26 protein-coding genes and 2 pseudogenes are annotated in these 26,685 nt (G+C 31.0%); 23 read left to right on the forward strand and 5 right to left on the reverse strand.

Annotated features, from left to right (window positions below; all coding sequences use genetic code 11):
* Positions 1-7: 7 nt before the first annotated feature.
* From V7S50_RS13665 to V7S50_RS13675, 3 genes are read left to right on the forward strand one after another with little or no spacing between them, the layout of a single operon-like run.
* Positions 8-568, forward strand: a complete 561-nt coding sequence (locus tag V7S50_RS13665) for a hypothetical protein (protein WP_242253267.1) — start codon at positions 8-10, stop codon at positions 566-568.
* Positions 561-1,301, forward strand: a complete 741-nt coding sequence (locus V7S50_RS13670; protein WP_242253269.1) for an alpha/beta fold hydrolase — start codon at positions 561-563, stop codon at positions 1,299-1,301. The genes V7S50_RS13665 and V7S50_RS13670 overlap by 8 nt, the downstream gene beginning before the upstream one ends.
* A gap of 2 nt (positions 1,302-1,303) precedes the next feature.
* Complete coding sequence (locus V7S50_RS13675) at positions 1,304-1,762, forward strand: DinB family protein (protein WP_242253270.1); 459 nt, start codon at positions 1,304-1,306, stop codon at positions 1,760-1,762.
* A 58-nt stretch (positions 1,763-1,820) separates the two neighbouring features.
* On the opposite strand, the gene V7S50_RS13680 is transcribed toward V7S50_RS13675, so the two are convergent.
* From V7S50_RS13680 to V7S50_RS13690, 3 genes are all read right to left on the reverse strand, one after another.
* Positions 1,821-2,837, reverse strand: a complete 1,017-nt coding sequence (locus tag V7S50_RS13680) for a D-alanyl-D-alanine carboxypeptidase family protein (RefSeq protein WP_242253272.1) — start codon at positions 2,835-2,837, stop codon at positions 1,821-1,823.
* 181 nt (positions 2,838-3,018) lie between these two features.
* Positions 3,019-4,176, reverse strand: a complete 1,158-nt coding sequence (locus tag V7S50_RS13685) for a sensor histidine kinase (RefSeq protein WP_242253273.1) — start codon at positions 4,174-4,176, stop codon at positions 3,019-3,021.
* A complete protein-coding gene (locus V7S50_RS13690; RefSeq protein WP_242253274.1) occupies positions 4,166-4,861 on the reverse strand; it encodes a response regulator transcription factor in 696 nt (231 codons plus the stop codon). Before V7S50_RS13690 ends, V7S50_RS13685 begins: the two co-directional genes overlap by 11 nt.
* 192 nt (positions 4,862-5,053) lie before the next feature.
* Here V7S50_RS13690 and yqeK point away from each other — a divergent pair, with 192 nt between their 5' ends.
* The 15 genes and pseudogenes from yqeK to V7S50_RS13765 all read left to right on the forward strand — a co-directional run bounded on the left by yqeK (position 5,054) and on the right by V7S50_RS13765 (position 21,188).
* The gene (gene yqeK, locus V7S50_RS13695; protein ID WP_242253556.1) at positions 5,054-5,662 is read left to right on the forward strand and encodes a bis(5'-nucleosyl)-tetraphosphatase (symmetrical) YqeK; all 609 of its coding nucleotides are present in this window, start codon (positions 5,054-5,056) and stop codon (positions 5,660-5,662) included.
* Between the two features lie 40 nt (positions 5,663-5,702).
* Positions 5,703-6,350, forward strand: a pseudogene (locus V7S50_RS13700) (DUF3885 domain-containing protein).
* Positions 6,347-7,084 (forward strand): phosphorylase family protein, encoded by a 738-nt coding sequence (locus tag V7S50_RS13705; protein WP_063224881.1) that lies wholly within the window; start codon positions 6,347-6,349, stop codon positions 7,082-7,084. The pseudogene V7S50_RS13700 and the gene V7S50_RS13705 overlap by 4 nt, the downstream one beginning before the upstream one ends.
* A gap of 16 nt (positions 7,085-7,100) precedes the next feature.
* Positions 7,101-7,736 (forward strand): SDR family oxidoreductase, encoded by a 636-nt coding sequence (locus tag V7S50_RS13710; protein WP_242253275.1) that lies wholly within the window; start codon positions 7,101-7,103, stop codon positions 7,734-7,736.
* Positions 7,737-7,824: 88 nt separating this feature from the next.
* A complete protein-coding gene (locus V7S50_RS13715; RefSeq protein ID WP_242253276.1) occupies positions 7,825-8,673 on the forward strand; it encodes a GNAT family N-acetyltransferase in 849 nt (282 codons plus the stop codon).
* Positions 8,674-8,781: 108 nt separating this feature from the next.
* Complete coding sequence (locus tag V7S50_RS13720) at positions 8,782-9,156, forward strand: hypothetical protein (protein WP_242253281.1); 375 nt, start codon at positions 8,782-8,784, stop codon at positions 9,154-9,156.
* Between the two features lie 170 nt (positions 9,157-9,326).
* Positions 9,327-11,999: a M4 family metallopeptidase gene (locus V7S50_RS13725; protein ID WP_336376440.1), complete on the forward strand. Its 2,673-nt coding sequence runs from the start codon at positions 9,327-9,329 to the stop codon at positions 11,997-11,999.
* A 278-nt stretch (positions 12,000-12,277) separates the two neighbouring features.
* Complete coding sequence (locus V7S50_RS13730) at positions 12,278-12,838, forward strand: class I SAM-dependent methyltransferase (RefSeq protein ID WP_242253285.1); 561 nt, start codon at positions 12,278-12,280, stop codon at positions 12,836-12,838.
* 172 nt (positions 12,839-13,010) lie between these two features.
* Positions 13,011-13,748, forward strand: a complete 738-nt coding sequence (locus V7S50_RS13735) for a hypothetical protein (protein WP_242253286.1) — start codon at positions 13,011-13,013, stop codon at positions 13,746-13,748.
* Between the two features lie 89 nt (positions 13,749-13,837).
* Positions 13,838-14,323, forward strand: coding sequence for an SRPBCC family protein (locus V7S50_RS13740; RefSeq protein ID WP_242253287.1), 486 nt, complete (start codon positions 13,838-13,840; stop codon positions 14,321-14,323).
* 71 nt (positions 14,324-14,394) lie between these two features.
* Positions 14,395-17,565 carry an ATP-binding cassette domain-containing protein gene (locus V7S50_RS13745; protein ID WP_242253288.1) on the forward strand — a complete coding sequence of 1,057 codons (3,171 nt, stop codon included), beginning with the start codon at positions 14,395-14,397 and terminating at the stop codon, positions 17,563-17,565.
* A gap of 433 nt (positions 17,566-17,998) precedes the next feature.
* The gene (locus V7S50_RS13750; protein ID WP_306467431.1) at positions 17,999-18,304 is read left to right on the forward strand and encodes a PadR family transcriptional regulator; all 306 of its coding nucleotides are present in this window, start codon (positions 17,999-18,001) and stop codon (positions 18,302-18,304) included.
* Complete coding sequence (locus tag V7S50_RS13755) at positions 18,301-18,831, forward strand: hypothetical protein (protein WP_242253290.1); 531 nt, start codon at positions 18,301-18,303, stop codon at positions 18,829-18,831. Before V7S50_RS13750 ends, V7S50_RS13755 begins: the two co-directional genes overlap by 4 nt.
* Positions 18,812-20,257 (forward strand): serine hydrolase domain-containing protein, encoded by a 1,446-nt coding sequence (locus V7S50_RS13760; RefSeq protein WP_242253291.1) that lies wholly within the window; start codon positions 18,812-18,814, stop codon positions 20,255-20,257. The genes V7S50_RS13755 and V7S50_RS13760 overlap by 20 nt, the downstream gene beginning before the upstream one ends.
* Positions 20,258-20,378: 121 nt before the next feature.
* The gene (locus tag V7S50_RS13765) at positions 20,379-21,188 is read left to right on the forward strand and encodes a MerR family transcriptional regulator (RefSeq protein WP_336376441.1); all 810 of its coding nucleotides are present in this window, start codon (positions 20,379-20,381) and stop codon (positions 21,186-21,188) included.
* A gap of 95 nt (positions 21,189-21,283) precedes the next feature.
* On the opposite strand, the gene V7S50_RS13770 is transcribed toward V7S50_RS13765, so the two are convergent.
* On the reverse strand, positions 21,284-22,510 hold the full coding sequence (locus V7S50_RS13770) for an MFS transporter (RefSeq protein WP_242253297.1): 1,227 nt from the start codon (positions 22,508-22,510) through the stop codon (positions 21,284-21,286).
* A gap of 125 nt (positions 22,511-22,635) precedes the next feature.
* On the opposite strand from V7S50_RS13770, the gene V7S50_RS13775 reads away from it, so the two are divergent.
* The 5 genes and pseudogenes from V7S50_RS13775 to V7S50_RS13795 all read left to right on the forward strand — a co-directional run bounded on the left by V7S50_RS13775 (position 22,636) and on the right by V7S50_RS13795 (position 26,227).
* The gene (locus tag V7S50_RS13775; protein WP_242253298.1) at positions 22,636-23,181 is read left to right on the forward strand and encodes a D-glycero-alpha-D-manno-heptose-1,7-bisphosphate 7-phosphatase; all 546 of its coding nucleotides are present in this window, start codon (positions 22,636-22,638) and stop codon (positions 23,179-23,181) included.
* Between the two features lie 51 nt (positions 23,182-23,232).
* A complete protein-coding gene (locus V7S50_RS13780; protein ID WP_242253299.1) occupies positions 23,233-23,808 on the forward strand; it encodes an NUDIX hydrolase in 576 nt (191 codons plus the stop codon).
* Positions 23,809-23,911: 103 nt separating this feature from the next.
* A pseudogene (locus V7S50_RS13785) lies at positions 23,912-24,019 on the forward strand (winged helix-turn-helix transcriptional regulator); the annotation flags it as partial.
* Positions 24,020-24,390: 371 nt separating this feature from the next.
* The gene (locus tag V7S50_RS13790) at positions 24,391-25,143 is read left to right on the forward strand and encodes a class I SAM-dependent methyltransferase (RefSeq protein ID WP_242253300.1); all 753 of its coding nucleotides are present in this window, start codon (positions 24,391-24,393) and stop codon (positions 25,141-25,143) included.
* A gap of 289 nt (positions 25,144-25,432) precedes the next feature.
* Entirely contained in the window at positions 25,433-26,227 is a 795-nt protein-coding gene (locus V7S50_RS13795) for a VOC family protein (RefSeq protein ID WP_242253302.1), read from the forward strand.
* Positions 26,228-26,268: 41 nt separating this feature from the next.
* Here V7S50_RS13795 and V7S50_RS13800 read toward each other — a convergent pair whose 3' ends face one another.
* Positions 26,269-26,676, reverse strand: a complete 408-nt coding sequence (locus V7S50_RS13800; protein ID WP_242253311.1) for a tautomerase family protein — start codon at positions 26,674-26,676, stop codon at positions 26,269-26,271.
* Between the last annotated feature and the right edge of the window lie 9 nt (positions 26,677-26,685).

Below are 26,685 nucleotides of genomic sequence, written 5' to 3' on the forward strand. Positions count from 1 at the left end.
GAAAATTATGAATAAAAAGACGAAAATCATTACAATTGCAGCTGTTTCAGGAGGAGGTAAAACTACTGTTACAGAAAGATTAACTCACAAGTTAATAAATTCAAAAGCACTATATTTTGATAGCTATAACTTTGATAACTGTCCTGCTGATATTTGTAAATGGATTGATGATGGAGCAAATTATGATGAATGGGTACTCACACCATTAATTAAGGATATTCAGCATCTTATACGAGATAGTCATGTAGATTATATTATTGTAGATTATCCTTTTGCATACTTAAATAGTGAAATGCGACAACTCATTGATGTAACCATATTTATCGATACGCCTTTAGATATTGCAATGGCTAGAAGAATTTTGCGAGATTTTAATGAAGATACAATGAGTGAAATACATAATGGTTTAAAGCATTATTTAACATATGCTAGAAAAGCCTATTTGGAGGCGCTTCATACTGTAAAGCCAAATTCAGATATTGTTTTGGATGGATCTTTATCTGTCGATGAAATAATTAATCAAATTGAAGAGGAACTGAATCAGAGAGAAGTGATCGCCAATGGTTAAATGTATAGAGGAATATGTACAAGTTGATGATTTTAAAATGTATTCAAAAGTATTCCAAGGAAAGAAGTTGCAACCTGTTATTATAATGGAAGCAGGTTATGGAGATTATTTGAAGGCATGGGAGCATATTGCTGAAGAGCTGACTGAATTTGGGACGGTACTTACATATGATCGAGCTGGATTAGGAAAAAGTGAGAAGAGTTCCAAGCGACGTATTAGTTCTGAAATGGTAAGAGATTTAAGAGGTTGCTTAGAGCAATTACAATTGAAATCACCTTATATTTTTGTAGGACATTCTTTTGGTGGTATAAATGCACGTTTATTTGCGACTTTTTATCCCGAAAATTTATTGAGAATCGTTTTGGTTGATTCGATACCGGAAAATTATAAAGAAGATTTTTTGCCAAACATGTCTCCAGAGTTTCAAGAAGCTTACTATAAACAGTTTGTATATGAAAGTTCTTATGAAGGGTTTATGTTTAGTCTAGGTGAAGTAGATAAACATCGTCAGTCAATGAGAAATATTCCACTTGCCGTGTTAGCTGCGGGTAAAAAAGCTTTTTATTCACCAGATGCACAAATGAAGTGGTTACAATTGCAAGAAGAATTATTACGATTATCAAGCAATAATAAATTTGTAATTGCAGAACAAAGCGGCCACTATATTCAAAAAGATGAGCCATATTGTGTAATAGATGCTGTTAAGTGGATTATTGAGGTAGGTGAGAGATAAATATGTATACTTTATTTCGATACAATTGGCAAGTAAGAGACGATTGGTTTAAGTGGTGTGAGCAAGTTTCTGAGGAAGAATTACTCCGCAAGCGTGTTGGTGGTGTTGGAAGTATTTTAGAAACATTATTTCATATTGTAGATGTTGAGTATAGCTGGATTAATGCCCTTCAAAAAAAAGAAGATACTGCACCGCAGTTTAAAGAGTATCAATCAATCCAAAAAGTGAAAGCGTTATCTGATTTATATAAACGAGAATTAGAAGATTTTTTACAAGTATGGTCAGCTAACTTAGAAGTTAAAATATTAAAAGCTTCGTGGACAGATAAAACATATACATATGGTGAGGTTTTAAGACATGTAATTGTGCATGAAATTCACCATATTGGTCAGCTATCTATATGGGCAAGAGAGTTAAACCTTCAGCCTATTTCAGCGAATTTAATTGGAAGAGGACTGTAGATTTAGAAAAGGGCGTGCACTGTACATGCAAGCCCTTTTTTATATATAAGAAGATTTCCTAGTTGAAATCCTCGGATTTTTTCTGACGTATATGTAAAAACATTAAAATTGTAATAATAAAGAAAATCAACAATGTTTGTATAATCAAATTTTTAAACTGAAGCAAAACTGTCCAAGATATAACAGCATCTTTAAACGCTTGGAGTGCAGAGTACGAGGAAGGGTCAAAACCGTACTCTAGTAATTTTTTTGTTTCAATAAAAGTACTGTTTTCTTCACCGGCATCTAATATCACTGAAATAAGTCTAATATCTCCTCGTTTTGCTGTACTGACAAAACTATAATTACCATTTGTTGAGAAACTAGTTTGTAAGCCGTCAACACCTTGGAGTTTAATGTTTTTATTAAGGGAATATATCATCTTATTGGTGTTGAAAACTTTTGAATCTTTGAAGGTAAATTGATAAGAGGTTAGTTTTGTAATGTTCAGTACATCTGGAAAGTCTGTTACTAATTGATTTGCTAGTTTAGCAACGTCGATTGCTGTTGTAGTTGATAGTTTATTTGTATCGTTATTCATTCCAGTAGCGTTTAGAAACGGAGAGGGTTGTAATAACTTTAGTTGTTTTGCTTTTTCATTCATTAAATGTGTAAAGTTATCTTCGTTTCCAGCAATGTGCTCTGCAAGGGCAAGTGTGGAACGATTATTCCCTGTTAAAAAGATTGTATGAAGTAAATCACGAACCGTCGTTTTATCTTTCGAAGTTACTTGTATAGGACTTGTTTCAGTTCGGAAAACTTCATTACTTATTTTTACCAATTCATTTAATTGTATTTTTCCTTCATTCAGTTGTTCCAGTGCGATATACTCTGTCATTAATTTAGACAAAGTTGCTGATTGTATAGGAGTTTCTTCATTTTTTTTATAAACAACTTCACCTGAATTAGCATCTATTAAAATAGCCGATTTAGCTTGAATAATTGGACCATTTACATAAAGGTAAAAATATAAAACGATAAGTGCTGTAATAACAAAAGATAACAATAAAATTGCGAACTTTTTCAAGAATTGCATGAGTGATCCTCCTATTATGACATCAATAATAATATTGTAAAAAGGAATGCTTAATTAGGGAGAAAGAAAAGGTAAAGAATTTCTAAAGAATTATAAAGTATTATTAAATTTTGGATGTTAATGGAAAATAAAAGGTCCAATTTCTTATTTGGTAAGAAATTGGACCTAAAATTAAGCTGTATTAACATTTATATGGTTGTAGTTTTACAGTGAAAGTTGTTTTTTTATCATCACTATATACTTCGATTGTTCCTTTATGCAATTCGACAATACTTTTTGCAATTGCTAATCCGAGTCCAGATCCACCAGTGTTTGTAGAACGCGATTTCTCAACGCGATAAAAACGTTCAAAAATATGAGGTAAATCGGTACTTGGAATAGGTTGGCCGTAATTTGTTATATCTATAGTAATCATATTATTACTTTCATAGGCAGCAAGGTCGATATATCCACCATCGTTTCCATAAGCGATAGCGTTTATAATAAGATTTTCAAACACACGCACTAATTTGTCACCATCAGCTAATACCATGAGTTTTTGAGATGGGAAAGAAGGTCGACATTCTATATTTGCTTCTTGAACTTGTATGCGGAATTGAACAGTTAATTGTCCAAGTAGCTCTACAATATCAATGGGGACAGAATATAAACTTAATTCTTTATTTTGAACACGTGTATATTCAAACAAGTCATTCATTAATGCATTAAGACGGGTTACTTTATCGTAAATGACTTGTATATAATGACGTAATTCCACTTCATCTCTATAATTATCATGGTGGATTAAATTCACATATCCAACTATAGAGGTAAGAGGAGTACGTAAATCATGTGATACATTTGTAATAAGTTCACTTTTTGCTTGTTCCGCCTGTCTTTCTTCATCAATTGAGACTTTCAATTGTTCAATAATTTGATTAACCCCAGTCGCTAGCTCTTCTAGATGATTATGGTTTACGATAGAAACCTTATGATTGAAGTTTCCATTTGCAATATAACGAATCTCTTCAATCATTTTTTTAATACAAGTTTCATAGTACATTTTTTTTTCATGACGATAAAAAATGTATAGGTAGGATGAGAAAATAGAAAATAAAAATAAATAAGAGACAATCATCATCCATAGAGATTCCTTTATTCCTTTATATTTTTCATAACCAAAAATCCTAATGAATTCTTTTCCGAGTTCGCTTAACGTAAGTGAACTTTCAATTACACTTGTAACAAGACGATATATAATTAATTCAGTTATAGGGGTAAGTATGATAGCTAACGAGAACCAAAAAATTAACTTCCATTTAGGGATATCTTTTAATATATCAAATGCTTCATTTCTCAATTTTATAGCCTACTCCCCAAACAGTATGAATAAACTTCTCTCCATTCATTACTGTTTCAAGTTTATCCCGTAAATTACTAATGTGAACCATTACAGTTTTATTTGAACCATAACCATCTTCATTCCAAACACGTTCAAAAATTTCTTCGGAGCTAAATACTCTTCCAGTATTACTCGCAAGTAAATATAAAATATCAAATTCAATAGATGTAAGTTTAATATATTCTCCATTTACTTTAACAGTATGATTATGTTTGTGTATTTCAGCAGAACGAATATGAAGAATGCCATCTTCATTCTTTTGAGAAGTAGTATTTTGGAAAGATGATCTTCGTAGCAAAGCTTTCACTCTAGCTACTAATTCTAATGGATTGAATGGTTTAATCATATAATCATCTGCACCTGTCATAAGACCTAATATTTTATCCATATCTTCTGCTTTTGCACTCAGCATAAGAATAGGTACAGTGTTATTCTCACGAACATCCTGGCAAACTTCTAATCCATTTCGTTTTGGCATCATAATATCCAAAATCAAAAGGTCAACTTCATATGTAGAAATCATTTGCAATGCCTCGTCGCCATCGTATGCTTTATAAATGTTATAGCCTTCATTTCGCAAATAAACAGCAAGTAATTCAACAATTTCTTTATCATCATCAATAATTAATATGTTTTTGTTCATTATGTAGTTCCTTTCCTTACAAATCATTAACATTACTATAATATCAAACATTTATGTATTTTGTAGCAATGATTCCACATAAAATTTCATGTAACGTATTAAAAAGGGATTAAAACATTCATAGCGAATACAAAACATAAGGATATTAAAATTACATATTATATTGAAAGTTAGTTTTAAGGGGGATTTGCTATATTATATAAAGATATATATTCATTTTCTCCAACTGGAAAAATAGAAAATGATATTAAAGATTTTTTATTAAAATACAATCAAGAATTTACATATAAACATTCAATTCGTGTAGCAAATAAGGCGAGAAAAATTGCAGAAATGTTTTATGGAGATGAAGAAAAAGCAGCGATCGCGGGATATTTACATGATATTAGTGCAATATTTCCAAATGATGTGCGGATTGCAGTTGCTGAAGAATTTGGAGTTGAAATCATAGAAGAAGAGCGAGAGTTTCCGATGATTATTCATCAAAAATTGTCGAGGGTAATTGCAAAAGAGATATTTAAAGTAAAAGATGAAGAGATTTTAAATGCAATCTGTTGCCATACCACGCTGCGTAAACATGCAAAGAAGATGGATTTAGTGTTATTTGTTTCCGATAAAATAGAATGGGATCAAAATGGGGCACCACCATTTTTAGTAGAAGTAAAAAACGGATTGGAAAAATCGTTGGAACATGCTGCATTTGCATATATTTCATATTTATGGGAAAGAAAAGATACATTGAAAGTTATACATCCGTGGCTAGAAGAAGCATATTGGCATTTAAAAGAAATTGTAGAGTAGAAAGGATATGAAAATATAATTAAGAGGATATACGAATTAAATATTTCCAGGTGTTACATTAAGACCATACATATACTCTCAGTGGGAAAATCATTTGCATTTTGATTTCGGGAAAGGGAAATATCAAAATATAGAAGGAACCCGCGATTTAAATATGGAATACTTCTCTCAACTTTATACATATAATAAATACTTATTTGAAGATATATTTTCAGAGGAAGATGAAGTGTTTTTAGTAACAAATGCTTATTGATTTAAAAAGGAAAATGTGAAAAATCTACAGAAAATAATTATATATAGACGATTCATTCAGAAAAGAGATTTAAAGTATCATATAAGGCAAGAAACAATGCCATTTTTATTTTAAGATGAAGGATCTGACTTGTATTGTACATATCAATTTTCATTAAAATGTTTCGCTAGTGATATAAAGTAAAACCGGCCTATTCAAGCAGCGAATCATGAAGATTTTCCAGGTCTTTATCCTCGTCTTGGATGTAAAAAAGAAATTTCTTATCCAGATGTATTTCTCATAAATGCAACAAAAGATATTATCATGTTTATGTACGATGATAGAGGATGAGAAGTAATTACGAAGAATAAAGAAACAATACGAAATTTATATAAAAAATATAAAGAGTGGATTCCAAATTATGAACAAGAAAGTATAGATAACTTATTTAAATGACAGTGGGGGAAGTGAAGCGTGTAATGAAACGTATTGCAATCGTAGCCGCATGGGAACCTGAACTTAATTATTTGCAACAATATTATCCAAGTGAACGCATTGAAAAAAGAGCAGCTTGGGAATTTCATTTTCATACTATAAATGATCTGGAAATTATTTCAGTTATAACTGGTGTTGGGAAAGTTAGTTGTGCTAGTTGTGTTCAATTATTAATTAGTGAATTTCAGCCTGATGAGTTGTTTATGACAGGAATATGCGGAAGCCTATCAAACAAGGTAAAAAATGGTCATATTGTAGTGGCACTAAACGCAATACAACACGATGTTACTGCTGCTGGTTCGGGCGAAGATGTTTTTAACTTATATAATGGTAGAACAGCACCTATTGAAACGACAAAGTCACTTGTAAGAAGAATAAAAAAAATACGATCTTATGACCCGATCCACTTCGGTACATTCTTATCTGGAGATCAACGTATTCGTAATTCGGAAATGAGATATTTACTCCATACTGTATATGGAGCATTGGCAGTTGATCAAGAAGTGGCAGCTTTTGCTTATGTGTGTCATATAAACCAGAAACCATTTCTAAGTTTAAAAGCCGCTTCAGATCAAGCGAATGATAAAACGAAAGAGGAACAAAAAATATTTAAAATGTTAGCATGTGAAAGAGCATGTGAGCATTTAATTGCTTTTTTACGTGTGTATGAGATTAATGTAGTAAATCATAGATAGTAAGAGGGGTTTAATATTGGAAAGTACAAATAAAATAGCTATTCTGGGCGCAAATGGAAAAGCTGGAAAATTCCTTGTGAACGAAGCGTTAGAAAAGGGATATCAAGTAAAAATATTAACGAGAAATTCTAATAATATGACGATAACTAATGAAAATTTAGAGGTTATTATTGGGGATGCACGTGATTTTTTTGCAATATGCGAATTACTTAAAGGTTGTCAAACTGTAATAAATGCGGTAGGTCAACCGAAAAATGAACCTTACATTTTTAGTACAGTAACGAAACATATTTTGAAAGTAATGAAGGGATTTGAAATTAAGCGTTATATTCTTATTTCTGGTGGTTCTGTAAATGTCGCAGGAGATCAGAAGAGAATTGTGAATAAAATAGGGGCCCACTTGTTTAAAGTATTTTTACCAAAAATGATGAAAGATAAATATAAAGAATTACAAATTATTCAAAGTAGTGATGTAGATTGGACAATTGTTAGATTACCATTTGTTATGGATGGGAAGGGCATTGGAAAAATAAAAGAAAGTTTAGTAGATATGCAAGGAATCAAAATAAAAAATGGAGATATTGCACCATTTGTTATAAAACAAATTAATAGTGAGAGGTATGTAGGGAAGTGTCCGTTCATTTCAAATTAAGTGGTAGAATTTAAAATTAAACTACGATGTAACTAGTACATTTTATGTATTTGAATGCTAAGTTAGGAGTAAGTGGGGGAGATTTTATATGATTCAATACAAAAGATGCAGTGAAGTGAGTATAGATTTATTATATGAGGCTTTTAGGGACGGATTTTCAGATTACATCATAAAAATGGAAGTTTCAAAAGAGGATTTTATAAAAAGATTTTTGGGAACAGAAGGTAACTTGCTAGAGCACTCTTTTCTTGCTTTAGACGGTGACAAATCAATTGGTGTAATACTTGGTGGGATAAAGGATTATGAAAACATAAAAACAATGCGCTGTGGAACATTAGCGGTTCATCCTAATTACCGTGGTATTGGTGTGAGTCAAAAGTTATTTGAACTACATAAAGAAGAGGCGCTTCAAAACGAGTGTAAGCAACTTTTTCTTGAAGTCATTGTAGGCAATGACCGAGCAATTCGTTTTTATAATAAATTAGGCTATGAAAAAGTGTACGATCTATCCTATTATAATTTAAAAGATTTGACTAAAATAATAAGTAAAGGCGGTAAGGGAATTGAAGTAAAACAATTAGAATTCCCATCTTTTAAAGTTGAAATTCAGAAATGGTTACATTTCCATATTAATTGGCAAAATGATATGGATTATATCGAAAAAACAAATAATACATTTTACGGTGCATATGTAGGAAATGAATTGAATGGTTCTATATGTATAAATGAACAAGGTAAAATTAGTTTTATTTTCGTAGACAAAGATTATAGAAATATTGGCATTGCAACGAGTTTACTACTTAGGGCAAGTGAAGAATTGAATATAGCAAGTTTATCAATTGGATTTCCAAATAACAATTTACTAGAAGGATTTTTAAAGAAAAATGGATTTGAAAAGAATACATTAGCACAATATGAAATGTATTTATTGCTATAAAAAGCGGAAAGGATTATTCTTCCGCTTTTTATTTTTGTACTATATTGATATTTTACTTTGTATAATATCCTTTTTTTATGTAGAATAGATAGGATGGGAGGGGATGAAATGGATAATGTATTAAAGTTTAAGATTTTTGAATTGCATTGTTTCGTTCAAAAGACTTATTCTGATATTAAAATAGCATGTGATATTGCTATTTATCAAGAAAACACTTCTAAATATTTAATTTCATTAGGATTTTTAAATAAATCATACATGACTTATATAGAAGCAAAAAGATTTTATCGAGAAAATGAAGAACTTGTAAGTGTAGAATTTGATAATTTCTTTGATACATATGATAAATTAGAGAATGAATTAAAAAAAGTTATTTCAACTGAAGATAAAAATCCTTCATTGCTACATAGTAGATTTGATCAGTTTCAGCAGAAAGTTGAAAATATAAATGACCTAATAAAAGTATTGCAAAATGCTCGTTAATGAATGCTTTTTTCTTTTTATATAGAAATTATGCATTGAAAATATATTAGGGATATTACATATTGAAGGGATGACTTTTGTTAATTACAGAAGTCATCTTTTTATAATAGGAATAAATTGTATAAATTTTAGCAGTTTCATATTTTAGAAAATTATACGAGGAAAATAACATGAAAAATAAAAAAGAAATAGCTATAGTTGCATTAACAACAGGATTAGCTTTAACAAGCGTAACACCATATGGAGTAAGTTATGCAGAGGAAACGGGCAAAATGCAAGTTGATATTCAAGAGGATTCGTTCCGTACAGGTGAACTTACACAACCATCCCAAAAAACGCCAGAGAATGTAGTCAAAGATGCACTTAAGGAAAAGACGGAGCATGCTTTGTCTCCAAAACAAGTTAGTGGAGACAAAGGAGTAGATTACAAAGTGCTTCAAAAACGTGGTTCATATGATGGGACTACACTTGTGCGTATGCAACAAATATATGAAGAAAAAGAAGTATATGGACACCAATTGACTGTTCATGTAGATAAAAAGGGTATTATTAAAAGCATTTCAGGAGATAGCGCACAAAACTTAGCAAAAGAAGATTTAAAGAATCCTATTAATTTATCAAAAGAAGAAGCAAAGCAATATATTTATACGAAGTATGGGAAAGATATTAAATTTATTTCTGAGCCAGAAGTTAAGGAAGTTATTTTTGTTGATGAAAATCATGGGCAGGCTACTAACGCATATCAAGTTACATTTGCAGCCGCAACACCAAACTATGTATCTGGAACTTATTTAGTGAATGCTCAAAATGGTGATATGTTGAAAAACATGGTACAAGAATCAGATTTAAAAGTAAGTGAAGAGCATGTTGAATCTTTAAAGAAGAGTAAAAAAAATAATTCCATTTCATTAACTGGAACAGGAAAAGATGATTTAGGTATAACTCGCTCATTGGGTATTTCTAAACAAAGTAATGGGAAATATGCGCTTGCTGATTATACAAGAGGGCAAGGAATTGAGACCTATAATGTAAATTATAGAGATATTAATTTGGAAGAAAGATATTATCCTGGTATATTAGCAACTAGCACTTCGACAACATTTAATGAACCAAAGGCGGTAAGTGCTCATTTCTTAGCAACAAAGGTATATGATTTTTATAAAGACAAATATAAGCGTAATAGTTTTGATAATAAGGGGAAAAAAGTAGTATCAGTTGTACATGCATGGCATTCAGGAGAAACAGATGATCCTAAAAATTGGGGGAATGCATTTAGTGCTAATATTAATAATGTTAGTATGCTTATATATGGTGATCCAATGGTTAGAGCGTTTGACATAGCGGGCCATGAATTTACACATGCGGTTACATCTAGCGAATCTAATCTTGAATTTTTTGGGGAATCTGGAGCCATTAATGAGGCATTATCTGATATTATGGGAACGGCTATTGAGAAATATATAAATAATGGCGAATTTAATTGGACAATAGGAGAACAAAGTGGATCAGTTCTCCGTAATATGAAAAATCCATCTTCAGTCAAATTTTTTGATGGAGTACCGTATCCGGATGATTATAGTAAATTCAGTGATTTAAACGGAGAGGATAATGAGGGCGTTCATTTCAACTCAAGTATTATTAATAAAGTCGCGTATTTAATTGCACAAGGTGGCACTCATAACGGTGTAACTGTAAATGGTATTGGTGAAGATAAAATGTTTGATATTTTCTATTATGCAAATACTGATGAATTGAACATGACTTCTAATTTCTCTGAATTAAGATTAGCGTGTCTTAAAGTTGCAACAAACATATATGGGGCAAATTCAACTGAGGTTGAAGCGGTCCAAAAAGCTTTTGATGCAGCAAAAATTAATGGAGAAGTGAAAGAAAACGAAAAAACTGAGGAAAACCAAGTCCCAGAATTAACTGTACCACCTACAATTACACTACATGTCGGTGATACGTTCGACCCGATGAGAAATGTAAAAGCTGTTGATAAAGAAGATGGTGATTTAACCATTAGAGTAAAATATAAAGGTGATGTAGATACTTCAAATCCAGGTAAATACATTGTAGAATACTCGGTCATTGATTCTCAAGGAGGGAATGCAACGGCAACACAGACTGTAATTGTAGAAGAAAATGGAGAAGCATCAGATCTAAATCCTATATTAACAGTGCCTACTGCAGCGACAATTCGTGTAGGAGATTCATTCGATTCAATGGCAAAAGTGTTGTCTATTGATAAAGAAGACGGCGATCTTACTTCTAAAGTAAAGATTGAAGGTGAAGTAGATGCCTCTAAAGCCGGTACATATGTATTAACGTACAAAGTTACAGATTCAAAAGGTCATGAAGTAACTGCGGAACAAACTGTAACGGTCGAAGCTAGAGAAGAAGTGAAAAATGAAATGCCGATGCTAAAAGTACCTGCTACAACTACAATTACTAAAGGAGATCAATTTGATCCAATGATAGGAGTGTCAGCTACTGATAAAGAGGGCGGTGACCTTACTTCTAAAGTAGTGTATGAAGGAACTGTAGATACATCTAAATCTGGTACTTTTGAAATAATATATAGTGTCAGAGATTCCATAGGCAATGAGGTAAATACAATACAAAAAGTATTTGTGAAAGATAAAGACACTGGAAAAGCTAATGGCCTTGCTAATAACAGTAATATAACGAACAACAATAAATCCGATAAAAAAGAGTCTATATATAAAGAACTTCCCAACACGGGGGCCAGTACAACTAACAGTACAACAATGGGGATATGGATGGTTATTACAGGTACAGTACTCACTTTAGTTCGTAAATTTAGAAAGATACAAAAATAATAGTAAGGATTATTCCTTTTAAAAAAAGTTCATTATCTAGAAGACATAAAAGGGTTGTGTATCATGAACTGATTCCATAAAGTTAGTTAGTTTGTTGCATTAAGAAATTTTTAGTGTTTGAATTCAGATATTGTTCTGGACTCATGATACTAAATTTTTTCCTTAATTCGTTATGTTGTTATTACTTTCATTATATTTTTATTAATTTGTTGAAGAAGGAAGGATATTAGTAAACATAGAATATATTAATAAATTAAAATGTTTACGAGGTGAAAGTGATGGTAATAAAACAAGACGAAATTAAAGTAGTAGTCGGAGCTGGAGTGTTTAATAATAATCCAGGTTGGGTTCAAACGCAAGAAGACGAACTTAACTTACTAGATAAGGCTACGTGGGAAAATAGATTTGAACACAACTCTATTTCAGCTATTTTAGCGGAGCATGTATGGGAACACCTTACGTTTGAAGAAGGTGTAAGAGCAGCTGAAATTTGTTATGAATTTTTAAAGCTAGCAGGGCATATCCGGTGCGGTGTTCCTGATGCATATTTCCGAGATGAAGCGTACCAAAATATAGTTCAAATAGGCGGACCTGGCCCGAAAGATCATCCAGCTGCAAGTCATAAAATTGTTCATAATTATAAAACTTTAACGAAAATGTTTGAAACTGCTGGATTTGAGGTAGTATTACTTGAATATTGTGATGAAAATGGTCAGTTTTATTACAATGAATGGGATGCAAACGACGGTGTTATTTTCCGTTCGAAAAGGTATGATTCTAGAAATAAAGGTGATAAACTTGGTTTTCCATCGTTAATTGTCGATGCGATTAAGCGGTAAATCATTAAACTAAATTAAGTGCTTATAATATTAATCTATGAATTGTAGTGGAGTTTATTTGTATACACTATTGTTTTATATTCAATTTGAACATACGAAATATATTATTTTATTATAAAAAAGCAGAAAGTATTCTTTCTGCTTTTTATTTTGCAAAGGGGATGAATATACTATGCAACCTATAAAACAAGTGGCATTAACATGCATTACTCATGATCCAACAGGGAGCTTATTATCTACTATAAAAGAGCTAAAAGAGGAATTAATGAATTTAAATTATGATAAAAAATATATAACAATTAGTAATGTAACAGCTAAAGAAATTGTAAAAGAACTGGAGGAATATAAATTCCATATAAATATAGTAGAAAAATCAGGGACAGGGAACGCACGTAGGGATTGTTTGAAGTTTGTTAGAAACTATGATCATGATTACTATCACTATTGTGACTTTGATCGTTTACTAACTTGGATGAAAGAATATCCAGTTGAGCTTAATTCATTCATTCAGAATATAGTAGATGTAGATTACTTAATCATTGGCAGAACGGAGAAAGCTTTTCAGACACACCCTGAAGAATGGCAAGTTACAGAAACAGTATCAAATAAAATTATGTCATTACAATTAGGGAAACAAGTAGATATTACAGCTGGTTCATGTGGGCTTTCAAAACAAGCAGCTGATTACATAATAAAATATTCTAAATGCAGAATGACTGATGGGGAATGGCCGATGATTATAAAAGAATTTACCGATTTTAAAATCGGGTATATTGCAGTAGATGGTTTAAAATATGTCAATAGTCTTAATCAAGATAATATTATTGATCCAATAAAAGCATGGTCAACCAGATTAGAACTTTCATATATAATCAGTCAATCAATTTTGAATCTAACAAAAAATCCTTAAACTAAGTGGGGTGGAATAGAGATTTCTTTTTTTTATGAAATCATGTAAAATAGAACGTATATTCGTTTTTTGGAGGGGGTTAATTAATAATGTTAGCTGTAATAGATAAACAAGATAATGAATACGTAGTACAATTTGATCGTCATTTTTCATATTCAATAGAAGAGGTTTGGTCAGTTTTAACAGAAAACAGTAAGTTAAAAAAATGGATGTCTAATTTGCAGATTGAAAGCCTTAAAACAGGTGGAATCATAAAGTTCGACATGATGGATGGTTCATTTATAAATATTGATATTTTAGAGTGTCAACTAAACTCAGTACTTGAATTTACTTGGGATAAAGATCGGGTTCGATTTGAAATATATAAAGAGAAAAATGGTTCTCTTTTACTCCTTAAAGAATACATTCATGAATTAACTGATCATACACCGAAAGATATAGCAGGTTGGCATATTTGTTTAGATCTTTTTTCTTCCATTCTAGAAGGAGAAGAAAAAGAGTTTTCTAAAGATGAATGGCAACAATGGTTTGAAATATATAAGGATAAGCTTCTTGAAGTAAAAGGAATTATATAAGATGTTATATTCATTGTGTAATTATTATACTATAAAAATGATTTTAATGAAAAATAAGAATGGAGGTTAATATGAAAGTAAATCAATTAATTGCTAATAACATAAACCAATTAGATACAGTCATTCCATTTAATAAGTCTTTTGGAATCGCTGGTTTATCAGGATCCGGTAAAACAACTTTTTGTCAAACGATTGGCGAAGAATCAAAAAAACGATTAGTTTCTTTATTACCAAAGGCTGAATATCAATATTTATTTCCTAATATCATGGAAACGAATTTTAGTGCGATTAAGATGGAGGATATGCCTTTAGTACTTTTTCTGGGGAAATCATCAATTTCTTCTAATCCACGTTCAACGCTAGGTACACATACTGGTGTTTTCACTGAAATTCGCGAAAAACTTGCTGAAGTATTTCATCTTTCCCCTGAGGTTTTTTCATTTAATAACGAGTTAGGTTGGTGTACTGGGTGTAAAGGCCGAGGTACTACTAAAAATATTGAGTGTAAAAAATGTAAGGGAAAACGTTATAGCGAAGAAATTGAACAACATACTATAGATTTATTTGCTAAACCACATACCATTTCAAATATTAATGATTTAAGTGTTGAATCTATTCTTTCGCTAGCGGAAGAGTTACATATTAGTGAAGCAAAGCAACATATACTACAAAATATAATTAATATGAACATTGGCTATTTAACATTAAATCGAATAATGGGTACGTTGTCAGGTGGAGAGTTAACTCGACTATATTTGGCTGAATTCATGGCAGTAAGTGAAAATGCTGTAATTATTATTGATGAGATTTCAGTTGGACTTGATCATGAAACATTATTACAAATATTAGAAGAGATCAAGCAATTAGGGTGTAAAAATCAAATTTGGCTTATAGATCATTCAGATACAGTACTGGATACAACAGATGAGCAATTGTTCTTTGGACCTGGTAGCGGAAAATATGGTGGACAAATTGTGAAAGAATCACCAAGACCAAAATCAATCCTGTGCGATCTAAATAAAGAAGTACCAACAGAATATTATACATTCCAAGAATTATATTGCCGTAATATCCAAATGGTGAAGTTTCAGATTCCTAAAAATAGGCTTGTAACAGTTACAGGAGAATCTGGTTGCGGGAAATCTACACTTGTCAATGAATGTTTAGCTACAGATTTCTTGAAACGATATCCAAAAGATAAACTAGCTATGGTAGGGCAAGATCGAAATCAATCGATAACAAGTCGATCAACTGTAGCCACTTTCCTAGATATTAAAAAGAAACTAACAAAGTATAGTGAAGAAATCGATGATATTTTCGAGCGCTCGATTGAAGATATTATTGATGAACTTCCAAATGAAGATATTGCGTATAAACGCTTGAGCCTATTAATTAAACTAGGACTTGGCTATTTAACATTAGAACGAAAAACACAAACATTATCAACGGGTGAGTTTCAATGTGTTCACTTAGTTTCGGAGTTATTTGCAAACACAAAAAATCCACATACATTATTTATTTTTGATGAACCTTCAAAGGGGTTATCACAAAATATTTTAAATCAATTTATAGATAGTGTTAGAGGGATATTGCAAGATGAATCAGTCTCGATCATCATGATTGAACATAATAGTTACATGTTAGAAAGCTCTGATTATATTGTAGATTTCGGGAAAAGACAACTTGAATCTATAAACCATCTGGATGTAGTAAGTCATGATGATTATTATCGTCAAAAAAGTAGTGCGAATAATGCTGAACAAATTCACATTTCTTCAGCGCTTAAGCAGAAGGAAGGAGTTCACTATTTAGAAGATAATCATATTAACTATTTTAAAAATGCCGAAAACATTTATAAGGGTGGTATTTTAAAAAGTTTATCATCAATGGCTAGGTTAATATATGGTGAATATGAATCAGATACAATTGCACCTGTTGTTGCTATTGATCTTGAAAGGCATTTATATAGTCAATATAGTTTCTTATATGAAATTGGTGGACTAATTAATCATGTTGTAGCTGCTCATTCAACTAATAAAGATACGAGAAGTTTTGATTTCTATTCACAGGGCAATCATTGTCCATCTTGTTCTGGACGTCTTCAAATTGAAATTTTCGATAAAGATATTACAATTCAAGATAAAAATGTTCCATTTTGGGACGGTTTATTCGATCCAGAAATTATGAAAGTATTAAAATTTTATCAATATGAAAAAATAGAGTTTCTATTCGAAGAAATTAAAAATGAGCTTGGTTACGATTTTTCAAAGAGCTATAGTGATATGTCAGAAGAAGAAAAGCATACGTTTTGGTACGGATATTTTGAAAAATCATTTTATGATAAAAAAGGAAAGACACGCAGGACATGGGTAGGATTTAATACGATTATTGGTGGATATATTGTTATTTCAAAAGCAGCTATTAAAGAAGAAATTAAAACTTCTAAAGAAATGATGACATGCCCAATTTGTAAAGGGACTGTTTTAAATCATCATAAACCACTTAAATTTGGTAAATCAGATATTCGTGAAATTATCAATCAGCCAGTTGATGAAGTGTTGAAAATAGTCGGTGATTTACCTGCACTTCATAAATTGAAAGATATAGTTGGTGGTGATATGAGATTGACAGAAGATGTTTCTTTATTGCCAAGAAAAGCACAAGTTGCACTAAAAATGTTTGAGTTAGAACAAGCAAGCTTTTCAAACTATGAAATAGTGTTACAAAATGTCTTACCATTCTGGGATGAAATAAAAGGAAATATCGAATCCATTAGTGTTAATAATCAAGTAACTGTTTGTGATTTCCCTAATGTTTATGAAACGAGAGAAAACATTATAGATCAGTATTTCACAAATGGTAAATATAAAAAACTTACGTATGTATACGAAGCATTTGGATATAAAAAGTTAGTTACCCAAATTAATAAAATTAAAAAAAGTAATCCATGTCCATTTTGTAAAGGAAAGAAAGTTATTACTGAAGATAATTTGCACGATGGTGTCTTTAAACTAACAATTCCATGTGTAACTTGTAATGCAAGTGGTATTAATGATGAAGGGCTAAAAGAAGTTGTTGAGGGTGTGGATGTAAAAACATGGTTAACTGGAAAAGTTAGTGATGTTGTAGATGAGAGTTTATTAACAGAGGCTGTTGTGCAAATACCAATTTTTAATCGCATTCGTGAATTGGATAAACGAGATATGATGGCGGTTTATGAATGTCTTGAGCGTAATCAGTAAAGTTTTATTAGCTTATGTATTATTAACATAACTTATATAAAACGTATATTCTTTATAATGTATATATTAACGCAGTATGATTGATACAAGGTAATGAAAGAAGATCCAATTTCTTAATATCAAAATTAAGAAATTGGATCTTTTATTATTTTTATGTCCCGCATACGATATTTTTCACTAAGAGAAGAAGTATAAGACAAGGAGATATAAAAAGCTAATAGGGATAAATAGTTGATATATTATGTAATTATTATATTATAAAAGTGATAAATAAGGGTAAAAACAGTTCGTAAGTGATATTGTTTGTTTGTTAATCTTTCTATTTTATTATCTTATTTTTTTGATTTAACAGAAATATATACTTGAATGAAGTATATATTTCTGTTAAATTTATCCTATGAATAGAACAAGTTTAATTAAAGGTCATTTAGAAATGTGTGTATTATCTATTTTGTCGAAAAAGAAAAGTTATGGTTATGAGATTATGAAAGAACTTGAAGTAAACAATTTAAAATTGAAAGGAGTAGGAAGTATTTACCCTATTTTAACTAAGTTGAAAAATCAAGAATGGGTTAATACTTATCAAGAAGTAACAGACAGTGGTAAAGTTAGGATTTATTATGAAATTAATGAAAATGGGAAAATACGTCTTGAGAAGAAAATTAATGAGTGGTTAGAATTGCAATCGGATATTCAAATATTATTAAAAAGCGGTTTGAAAGGAGACCTTCTGAAATGAGGAATAGATTGATAGGTAAAGAAAAGAAATTTTTAACAGACGTACTTAAGGAATTAAAGCAATACGATATAAGTTTAGAAGAAAGGGATAATATTAAGCGACAAATATTAGAACATATTCAAGAATGTCGTGAACATGGTGAAGATAGTATAGATGATTTAGGTACACCTCAATTATTTGTTCAAGATTTTTTAGAAATAAATGAAATTGACTTACAAGTTAAAATGAAACAACTTCAAAATAAAAAGGGAAAATTCAACACAATTATCTTAAGTGGCATATTCATCGCAGTTATTACTTACCTCATCTTGCAAACTATATTTTCAATATTTTTAACTGAATCATTTAATCCAATTATTAGTAAAAATGCATTTCAGTATAATCTTCTATATCGTATTTCAGATAATCAATGGTGGAACGCATTATTAATATTGACTAGTTTGACGCTTTCTGTAGTGGTATTTATTAGCTTAGTAAGTTATAAAAAAAGAAAGCATCTAAAGTATAATGAAGAATACGATCTATAAACTGTCTCTAATTTGTATTCTTTGTAATGTATTAATATTATGTATCATACCTCCAAAAGTTTACGCTCAGCAAAATATTAAAGTTACATTAGATAAGTATATTGAAAAATTTATAAAGGAGCAGAATATTCCGGGAGCTTCAGTTGCAATTGTACATAATAAAGATGTATTCTTCACAAAAACGATGGGGATTACTGGAGAATCTGAAAAAAAGGTCACTAGTAAAACGCAATTTGCAATTGGCTCAATAAGTAAATCTTTAACAGCTTTAGCTATAGTGAAATTAATAGAAGATAAAAAAATAAAATTAGAGGATTCAGTTCAACGATACCTCCCCTGGTTTAAACTAAAAGATTCTCAAATATCCTCAACTATAACAATCCAACATCTAATAACTCATACAAGTGGAATAAGCACTTATGAGGGCTTAGCATTATCAGATAAGCAATCCAAAAATTCTACAGCATTAAAAGAAAATGTAATGAGGCTTTCAAATGTAAAAGTAACTGCTCCACCAGGAGAAAAATATCAATATAGTAATGCAAATTATATTGTTTTAGGTGCGCTTATTGAAGAAGTCACAAATGAAACATATTCTTCATATATGGAAAAGAATGTTTTTCAGCCATTAAATATGAATGGCGCGGCAGCAAGTAAAGAAATTGCATGTGAAAAAGGTTATTTTACAGGTTATCAGTCTTGGTTTGGCATTCCAAGAAAAAGTGTAGTGTCCTATGATAATACCGGGGCACCATATGGCTATATTACTGCAAATTTAGAAGATATGATTCAATATATTATGTTTTTGAATCGTCCAGAGGATGCTCAATTATTGAAGAAAGAAAACATGGATCTTTATCTATCACCACTTTATAAAATAAACTCAGAAAAAAGTTATGGTTTTGGATTAAGAACAACAAATATAAATGAAAGTGAAACGATGATTTGGCATTCAGGATCAACACCCGATGCTCGTGCAGAATTATTTATTTTAAACAAAAGTGGCTGGGGTGGTGTGATTCTAACGAATAAAAATCATGTATTAGAAGAAACCGCACTATCAGTATTGAAAAAGGGGATTATTAGTATTTTGAATGGAGAAGAACCGGTTGATATCCCTAAAAACATACCATTAACACAAATTATTTTGTTGATAGTTACACTTATACTTTTCATAATATCAATCATGTTAATTAAAAAGTATAAACATATGAAAACTGTAAAAAAGCAAATTTGGTTATTCATAGGGAGTCTATCCCTACTAATATCTATTGTTTTCATCCCACTGCTTACGTATAGTACAAGTTCACCATGGCGTACGATTAAAATATTTGCGCCAGACGTAGCTTTAGTTACAAGTATTATTGTAACTTTATTAGCTGTGAACGGACTAATATCAATTCTTATAGCCTTAAGAAGGAAGTAAGTATAAGGGGAAAGAATTAAAGAAATATGATTTAAGTGTTATAAACAGTTGACTCTCACACAATGTCATTGTTTAAGATGAAGTTGAGTTTCGAAGTAGATGTAACTTATAGGAGGAAATCATGTTTAAAATAGGAGACTTTTCAAAACTATCTTCCATTAGTATTCGGATGTTGAGACACTACGATAAAGTGGAATTATTACAACCAATAAAAGTTGATGAGCAGAGTGGATACCGATACTATTCAGCAGCCCAATTAAAGAAAGTAAATCAAATTCAAACGTTAAAAAATATGGGATTTAATATCGCTACCATTAAAGAAATAATAGAATGCGATAATATAGATGGTATTAAGGAGCAATTTTCAAATCGTAGTGCTCAAATTAAAGAAGACATGACTAACCTCCAAAAACAATTACGTCTCCTCGAAGATTCAATGAAAACGATGAGAGAGGATGTTGTTGAGATGAATTACCACGTTTCAATAAAAGAAATTCCAGAAAGAAATGTAGCTAGTGTTAGAAAGATTATTCCATCGTATATTTGTGAAGGCGATTTATGGAGTATATTGATGCGAGAAATTCATATTAAAAATATTAGTATGGACCATCCGAGTTATAGTATCGCTGTCTTTCATGATCAAGAATACAAAGAAAATGATGTAGATGTAGAAATACAGCTAAGTATCCTAGGTAAGCATGAAAATACAAAAGACGTTACATTTAAAAAGATTGAATCAACTAATGTAGCTTCCATAACGGTTAATGGAAGCTATGAACAAATGACAGCTGTAAATGAGGCTGCAGCAACATGGATTGAGACAGAAGGTTACGAATTAGCAGGTCCGATGTTTAATATTTATCATGTGAGCCCAGCGATGGAATCGGATCCTAGTAAGTGGGTTACAGAAGTTTGTTATCCAGTTAAATGATTGTAAAGAAAAAAGGCACTATGATATGCCTTTTTTCTTTATAAACTTATCAGTAATTGCAATTAACCAATCATACATAATTATCTTTCCTTCCATCATAGCTTTCGTATCGGACTACATAGTGCAATAAAAACTTCAAGTAATTTCGTGAAGGCAGCTAAAGCAAATACATAGACTGGATTATAAGCTGAAATAATGCCTCCTACTAACGCTCCAAGTGGCATAGCTAATCGTGTAAGTACACGTGAAAATCCTAAAACTCTCCCTTGCATATTTGATGGGACTGTTTCCTGGCGAACTGAGGCTACAAGTGTATTCCATGCAACATTGCAAGTCATTGCAATACCGAAAGCAATTCCAGGAGCGAACCAATATGTGCTCCAAAGCGCGAAAGTTAAGCCAATTGCTCCAGCGAATAGGAGTAAAGGAATTAGAAGGCCGCGCTGCAATCTCTTTTCTAAAGGAACTACAATCAAGCTTCCTAAAAGCCCGCCTATTCCAATTAATGAATAATTAAACCCACTTTGTTCCGAGGTAAGTTGCAATGTGGATAATAAATAATACATGAATACACCTAAAACCGCACTTGCTCCAAAGTTTCCTATCATAGCTTGAAAAGATAAAGCTATATTTAAGCGATCATTTTTGAGCCATGTAAATCCATTAACCAAATCAGATAGTACATTTTGAAGTGTATTTTTATCTTCATATTTCTTATTTACGGTTTTCATAGACGGTAATAACATCACAGCAACTAATGTTGCAATAAATGAAAGAACATTAATCCAAAGTAACTGAAAGCCGCCAATAAAAGAAATGAGAACTCCAGCTATCATTGGACCAAATAAACTAGCCAATTGATTGACCATTTGATAGAAAGAATTGGCCTTAGTTAAGGATGCTCCAACAATTTGCGGAATGACTGTAACAGTTGTTACATCAAAAAGCATGGACATAACTGCTAAAATAAAAATAATTATGTACAAGTGCCATATTTCTAGTAGATATAATGAATGTAGTATTGGTACAAGACTTACTAAAATAATATTAGTAATATCCGCTACCAAAAGTAATTTTTTTCGATCGTATCGATCAATTATTACGCCAACTAAAGGGCCAAATAAAACGATTGGTAATATGTTAATAGCAAATAAAGAACTCATAATTACAGCTGAACCGGTTAATTGATAGGCAATCCAAGGTAACGCAAAAGTATACAATGAGTCTCCAATTCGTGAAATGAGTAAACCAAAAATAAAAATCTTGTATTCTTTAGTAAAAGTTGTCTTTACGGTAAGGCTACGTTCTTGTATAAGTTTCAAACTGTTTATACCACCTTTATTATAGAGAAATTTGAAAATAATCCGTCCAATACTTGTTATATATAGAATTCTGTAATTTTTTGGTGAATCCTACTTTTTATATGTATTTTAAGGAGGAAATAAAAATGAAGGCAGTTTTTATAGATAGAGATGGAACAATAGGAGGGGGAATACATCCAAATGAATTTATGTTATTTGATTTTGTACCTAATGCAATTCAACGGTTAAATAAATTAGGACTAAAGGTATTTTTATATACAAATCAAACTAGAATTGGTCGAGGATATTTTACTGAAAAAGAACTGCTTAAAGGATTTCAAAAAATGCAACAAATTTTAAAAGATGATGATGCTTATATAGATGGAATATACTATTGTCCACATAAAATGAATAGTAGTTGTGACTGCCAAAAACCGAATATAGGATTACTTTTAAAAGCAGCGAAAGAACATAATCTATGCTTAAAAGACTGTTTTCTTATTGGAGATACAGGGAGTACGGATATGATTGCAGCCAAAAGGGTGAATATGAAAAAGATTTTGGTACGAACAGGATGGGGAGAAAGCTCATTAACAAAGTATAGAAATACGTGGATAGAAACGACGCCTAATTATATAGCGGAAAATTTACTTGATGCTGTGTGTTGGATTGAAGATAATTTAAAAACATAATAAAATTATAGTAAACTGGTTTGTGAGATGGTTAATTTAGGAGGGTAAATATTGATACCTATAGATAAGAATGTACGAACATCTGGTGCATATGTAATGTATAAGAATTTATTTGTTTTTCAAGTTGGACCAACGAGTAAAGGCGATACATTAGGTGTAGTAAGACTTGGAGGACATAAAGAGGCGGATGAAACAGCAGTAGAAACTGCTAAAAGAGAAGTGAAAGAAGAAGCTTCTATCGATATTACTATATTGAATTCACCAACTACATTTTATAAAGAGAATTGGAATGCACAATCAAAGAAAATAAAAGCAGAAAATGAAGTCAATCCAATATTAATTATTGATAGTCCAGATGAAAGTTTATCTATCATGTATGTTGCTTATTCAAAGATGCTACCTAAACCATCTTCTGAAACGAATGGACTACTGTTACTTTCATTGAATGATATTGAATTAATTTGCACTGGAAAAATAACATTAACTGATTATACAAATCAAGGCGGAGTTGCTATATTAAAAGAAAAAATGGATAAAGAATTAATTTTACAACCTTTCCCACAACTTATGTTTTTAGCAGAACTTTTAAAAGAGAATCCTGTATTACTTCAGCAGTTTCTAAATTAGCAACAAAAGCTACTTTAATAAGGGGCTTTTATTGCTAATAATTTAGTGGTATGTGTATCCTCCATCAGGAAACAATACAGTGTCTGTAGTAAATCTATTTTGCATAAAATATAGTTTATCTGAAAATGGAAAAACAGTTAGTATTGTGTTGGATAGTATGTGTAGTTTGGGTGGAGGACATTTAGAATATACAGTAAGAAATAAACTATAAAATTATTATGTAAATTAAGTGCGGTATAGAATAGGTTTTCTTATAATCTTTATTTTATTATATTTTAATTAAATTAAATAATTTAATGATTACTATTACTATTATTATTATTAAGTATAATAGTAAGTAAGAATATTTTGGTAGTTATTGAATGTAATTAAAGGCGGTTATTTGGAAGGATTGATGTTTTATGAACAAACAGAAGAAAACAAAATATGTAAAAAAGCTCTGCATAAAGAAAAAAGTAAAAGATATCGCCTGTTCTAGCGTTTTATAAGGCTTGGCTTGCATATTTAGAATAAATAATTGATGACTCATTTTCATTAAGAATCTATAGAATATATAAGCATCAACAAAGGGGAAAGTATAAAGTGAACGAATTAGAGTACAAAAACTTTTATGATAAAGTAGGAAGATTAAATGGATGGGATTTTAGTAAAATAAAATGTGAAACTGTAGGAGATACATGGGACTTTTATGGAGAAGTGAAAGAAAGAAGTAAACCATCAGACACTCTACTTGATGTTGGTACAGGTGGAGGAGAGAATGTACTTAACATAGCATCTTCAGCTAAATTGTTAATTGGAATTGATAATTCTAATGGCATGATTGAAACGGCACATTCCAACTTGAAAATATCAGGTATACAAAACGTTGAGTTTTTTCAAATGGATTCTGAAGCGTTAATGTTTCAGAATGCCCCTTTTGATATCGCTTCTAGTTGTCACGCACCGTTTATAGCATCTGAGTTAGCAAAAGTAATGAAACAGGGTGCTTTTTTCTTAACACAACAAGTTAGCGAACATGATAAATTAAATCTTAAAGAAGCATTTGGCCGAGGACAATGCTTAGGTGAAAGAGACGGAACTTTAAAAGAAAAGTATATGAGGGAACTTATTAGTGCGGGATTTGAACTCGTGCAAGTACGTGGATATGATGTTACTGATTATTACAGTACGCCTAAGGATCTTATTTTCTTATTAAAACATACGCCTATTATTCCTAATTTTGGAGAAGAGGAAGAGGATTTTAATATTTTGCAAAAGTTTATTGAAGCTAATAGTTCGGAAAAAGGTATTCGTACGAATTCAAAAAGATTTCTGATTATTGCTGTAAAATCTTAATATATTTTATTGTAAAAGCTGCTTTTCATTTAAGGAAAGACAGCTTTTTTATATGGAAACAATGCAGGAGAAACTTGAAAAAATAGAAATAAGTAAAGTGTTAATCAAAAAGACGAAATATGGAGGGGAATTGTTTTGAAACGTTACTGTACTCACAATGAAAGAAGTTAACATATTCATACTAAAGTTGTAGTTTTTAAATGAAAAATCCATTCTTCCGTTTGATTTTATCTGTTTATAAGTGTAATACAATACGAATAGATGGTAAGAAACAAGGGAGGAATGTAACGTGATTACACATATATCAGATATAAAACTACAAACGGTTTCCATAGAAGGGGTAAAACAAGTTTATAATGATATATTATCTTTTCCAATAAAAAAAGAAACAGCATCATTTATTCAATTTGAAGTAACGCCATACACAACAATTAGTTTTCAAGAAGTATATGAACCAATTGCACCTGCTCACTTTGCTTTTGAGATTCCATATTCAAAATTTCATGAAACTGCAAGATGGCTTGAAGAGTCTGGATTACTCATTGTGAAATGGAAAGATGGTCATACAATTGATGAAGAGAGCGGCCGATTCAACTTATATTTCAGAGATGGTGATGGAAATCTTCTCGAAATTATCGCGCATAGTTATGTTAAAGAAGATGTATTAGTACCGCATTCACCATTAAACGTTTTATATGTAAGAGAAATCGGTCTTCCCGTTAAAAGTGTACCTGTATTTACGGAATGGTTGAAATTAAATCTAGATATGAAAACGATGGAGGATGGAGATATTTTTAACTTTGTAATAGGTGGCACTGCATACATTGTTGCAACTTGGTGGCAGCGACCGTGGATTCCAATTGCGATGAAAGCTTTACCACCGAAAGTACACGTTTCTTTTGGAACACCTGATCAAGCATTTTTACAGCGCATACAAAATAATTTGAAGAAAAATAGTGTTCCATATGAATGTAAACATAATGAATTATTGTTTATTCAACTAGGATACTCATTTACTGTTTTGCATACACCAAAGTTTCCTTCCGATATTCCTAGCAAAATAAACTTACCGCTTTCTATATAGTTATAGAAGGTGGTAAGTTTATTTTTTGAGAAAAATAAAGCCTATTTATTACGCTGATTTAACATTTGAGCTATACCTTGACCGAATGACCAATTCTCTATAGGTGTCTCGTGTAGTGTAATAAAAACATCAGCAGTAGAGATTTGTAATATATTAGCTGTACTAGTGGCTATAGCTTTATATAAAGCCTTTTTTTGATTAATTGTTCTTCCTGGTCCACACTTAATGGAAACATAAATCATATTGTTGGATCGTTTTACTGAACCTTCTAAAAGATAAGATGAATCATAAAACAGTTGATGAGGAGGATAAGGTAAAAACATTTGAAAATAATCACTTTCGGGAATATTGAAATGCTCAATTAAGGAATGGTGAATTTGATTGCTTACATTCTTTAATAACGTATTATCGAATAATTTTTCAGGATGATAAACAGTGACAAATGGCATAATATAGCA

The organism is Bacillus sp. CCNWLW194, assembly GCF_037120585.1.
Taxonomy (GTDB): domain Bacteria; phylum Bacillota; class Bacilli; order Bacillales; family Bacillaceae_G; genus Bacillus_A; species Bacillus_A basilensis.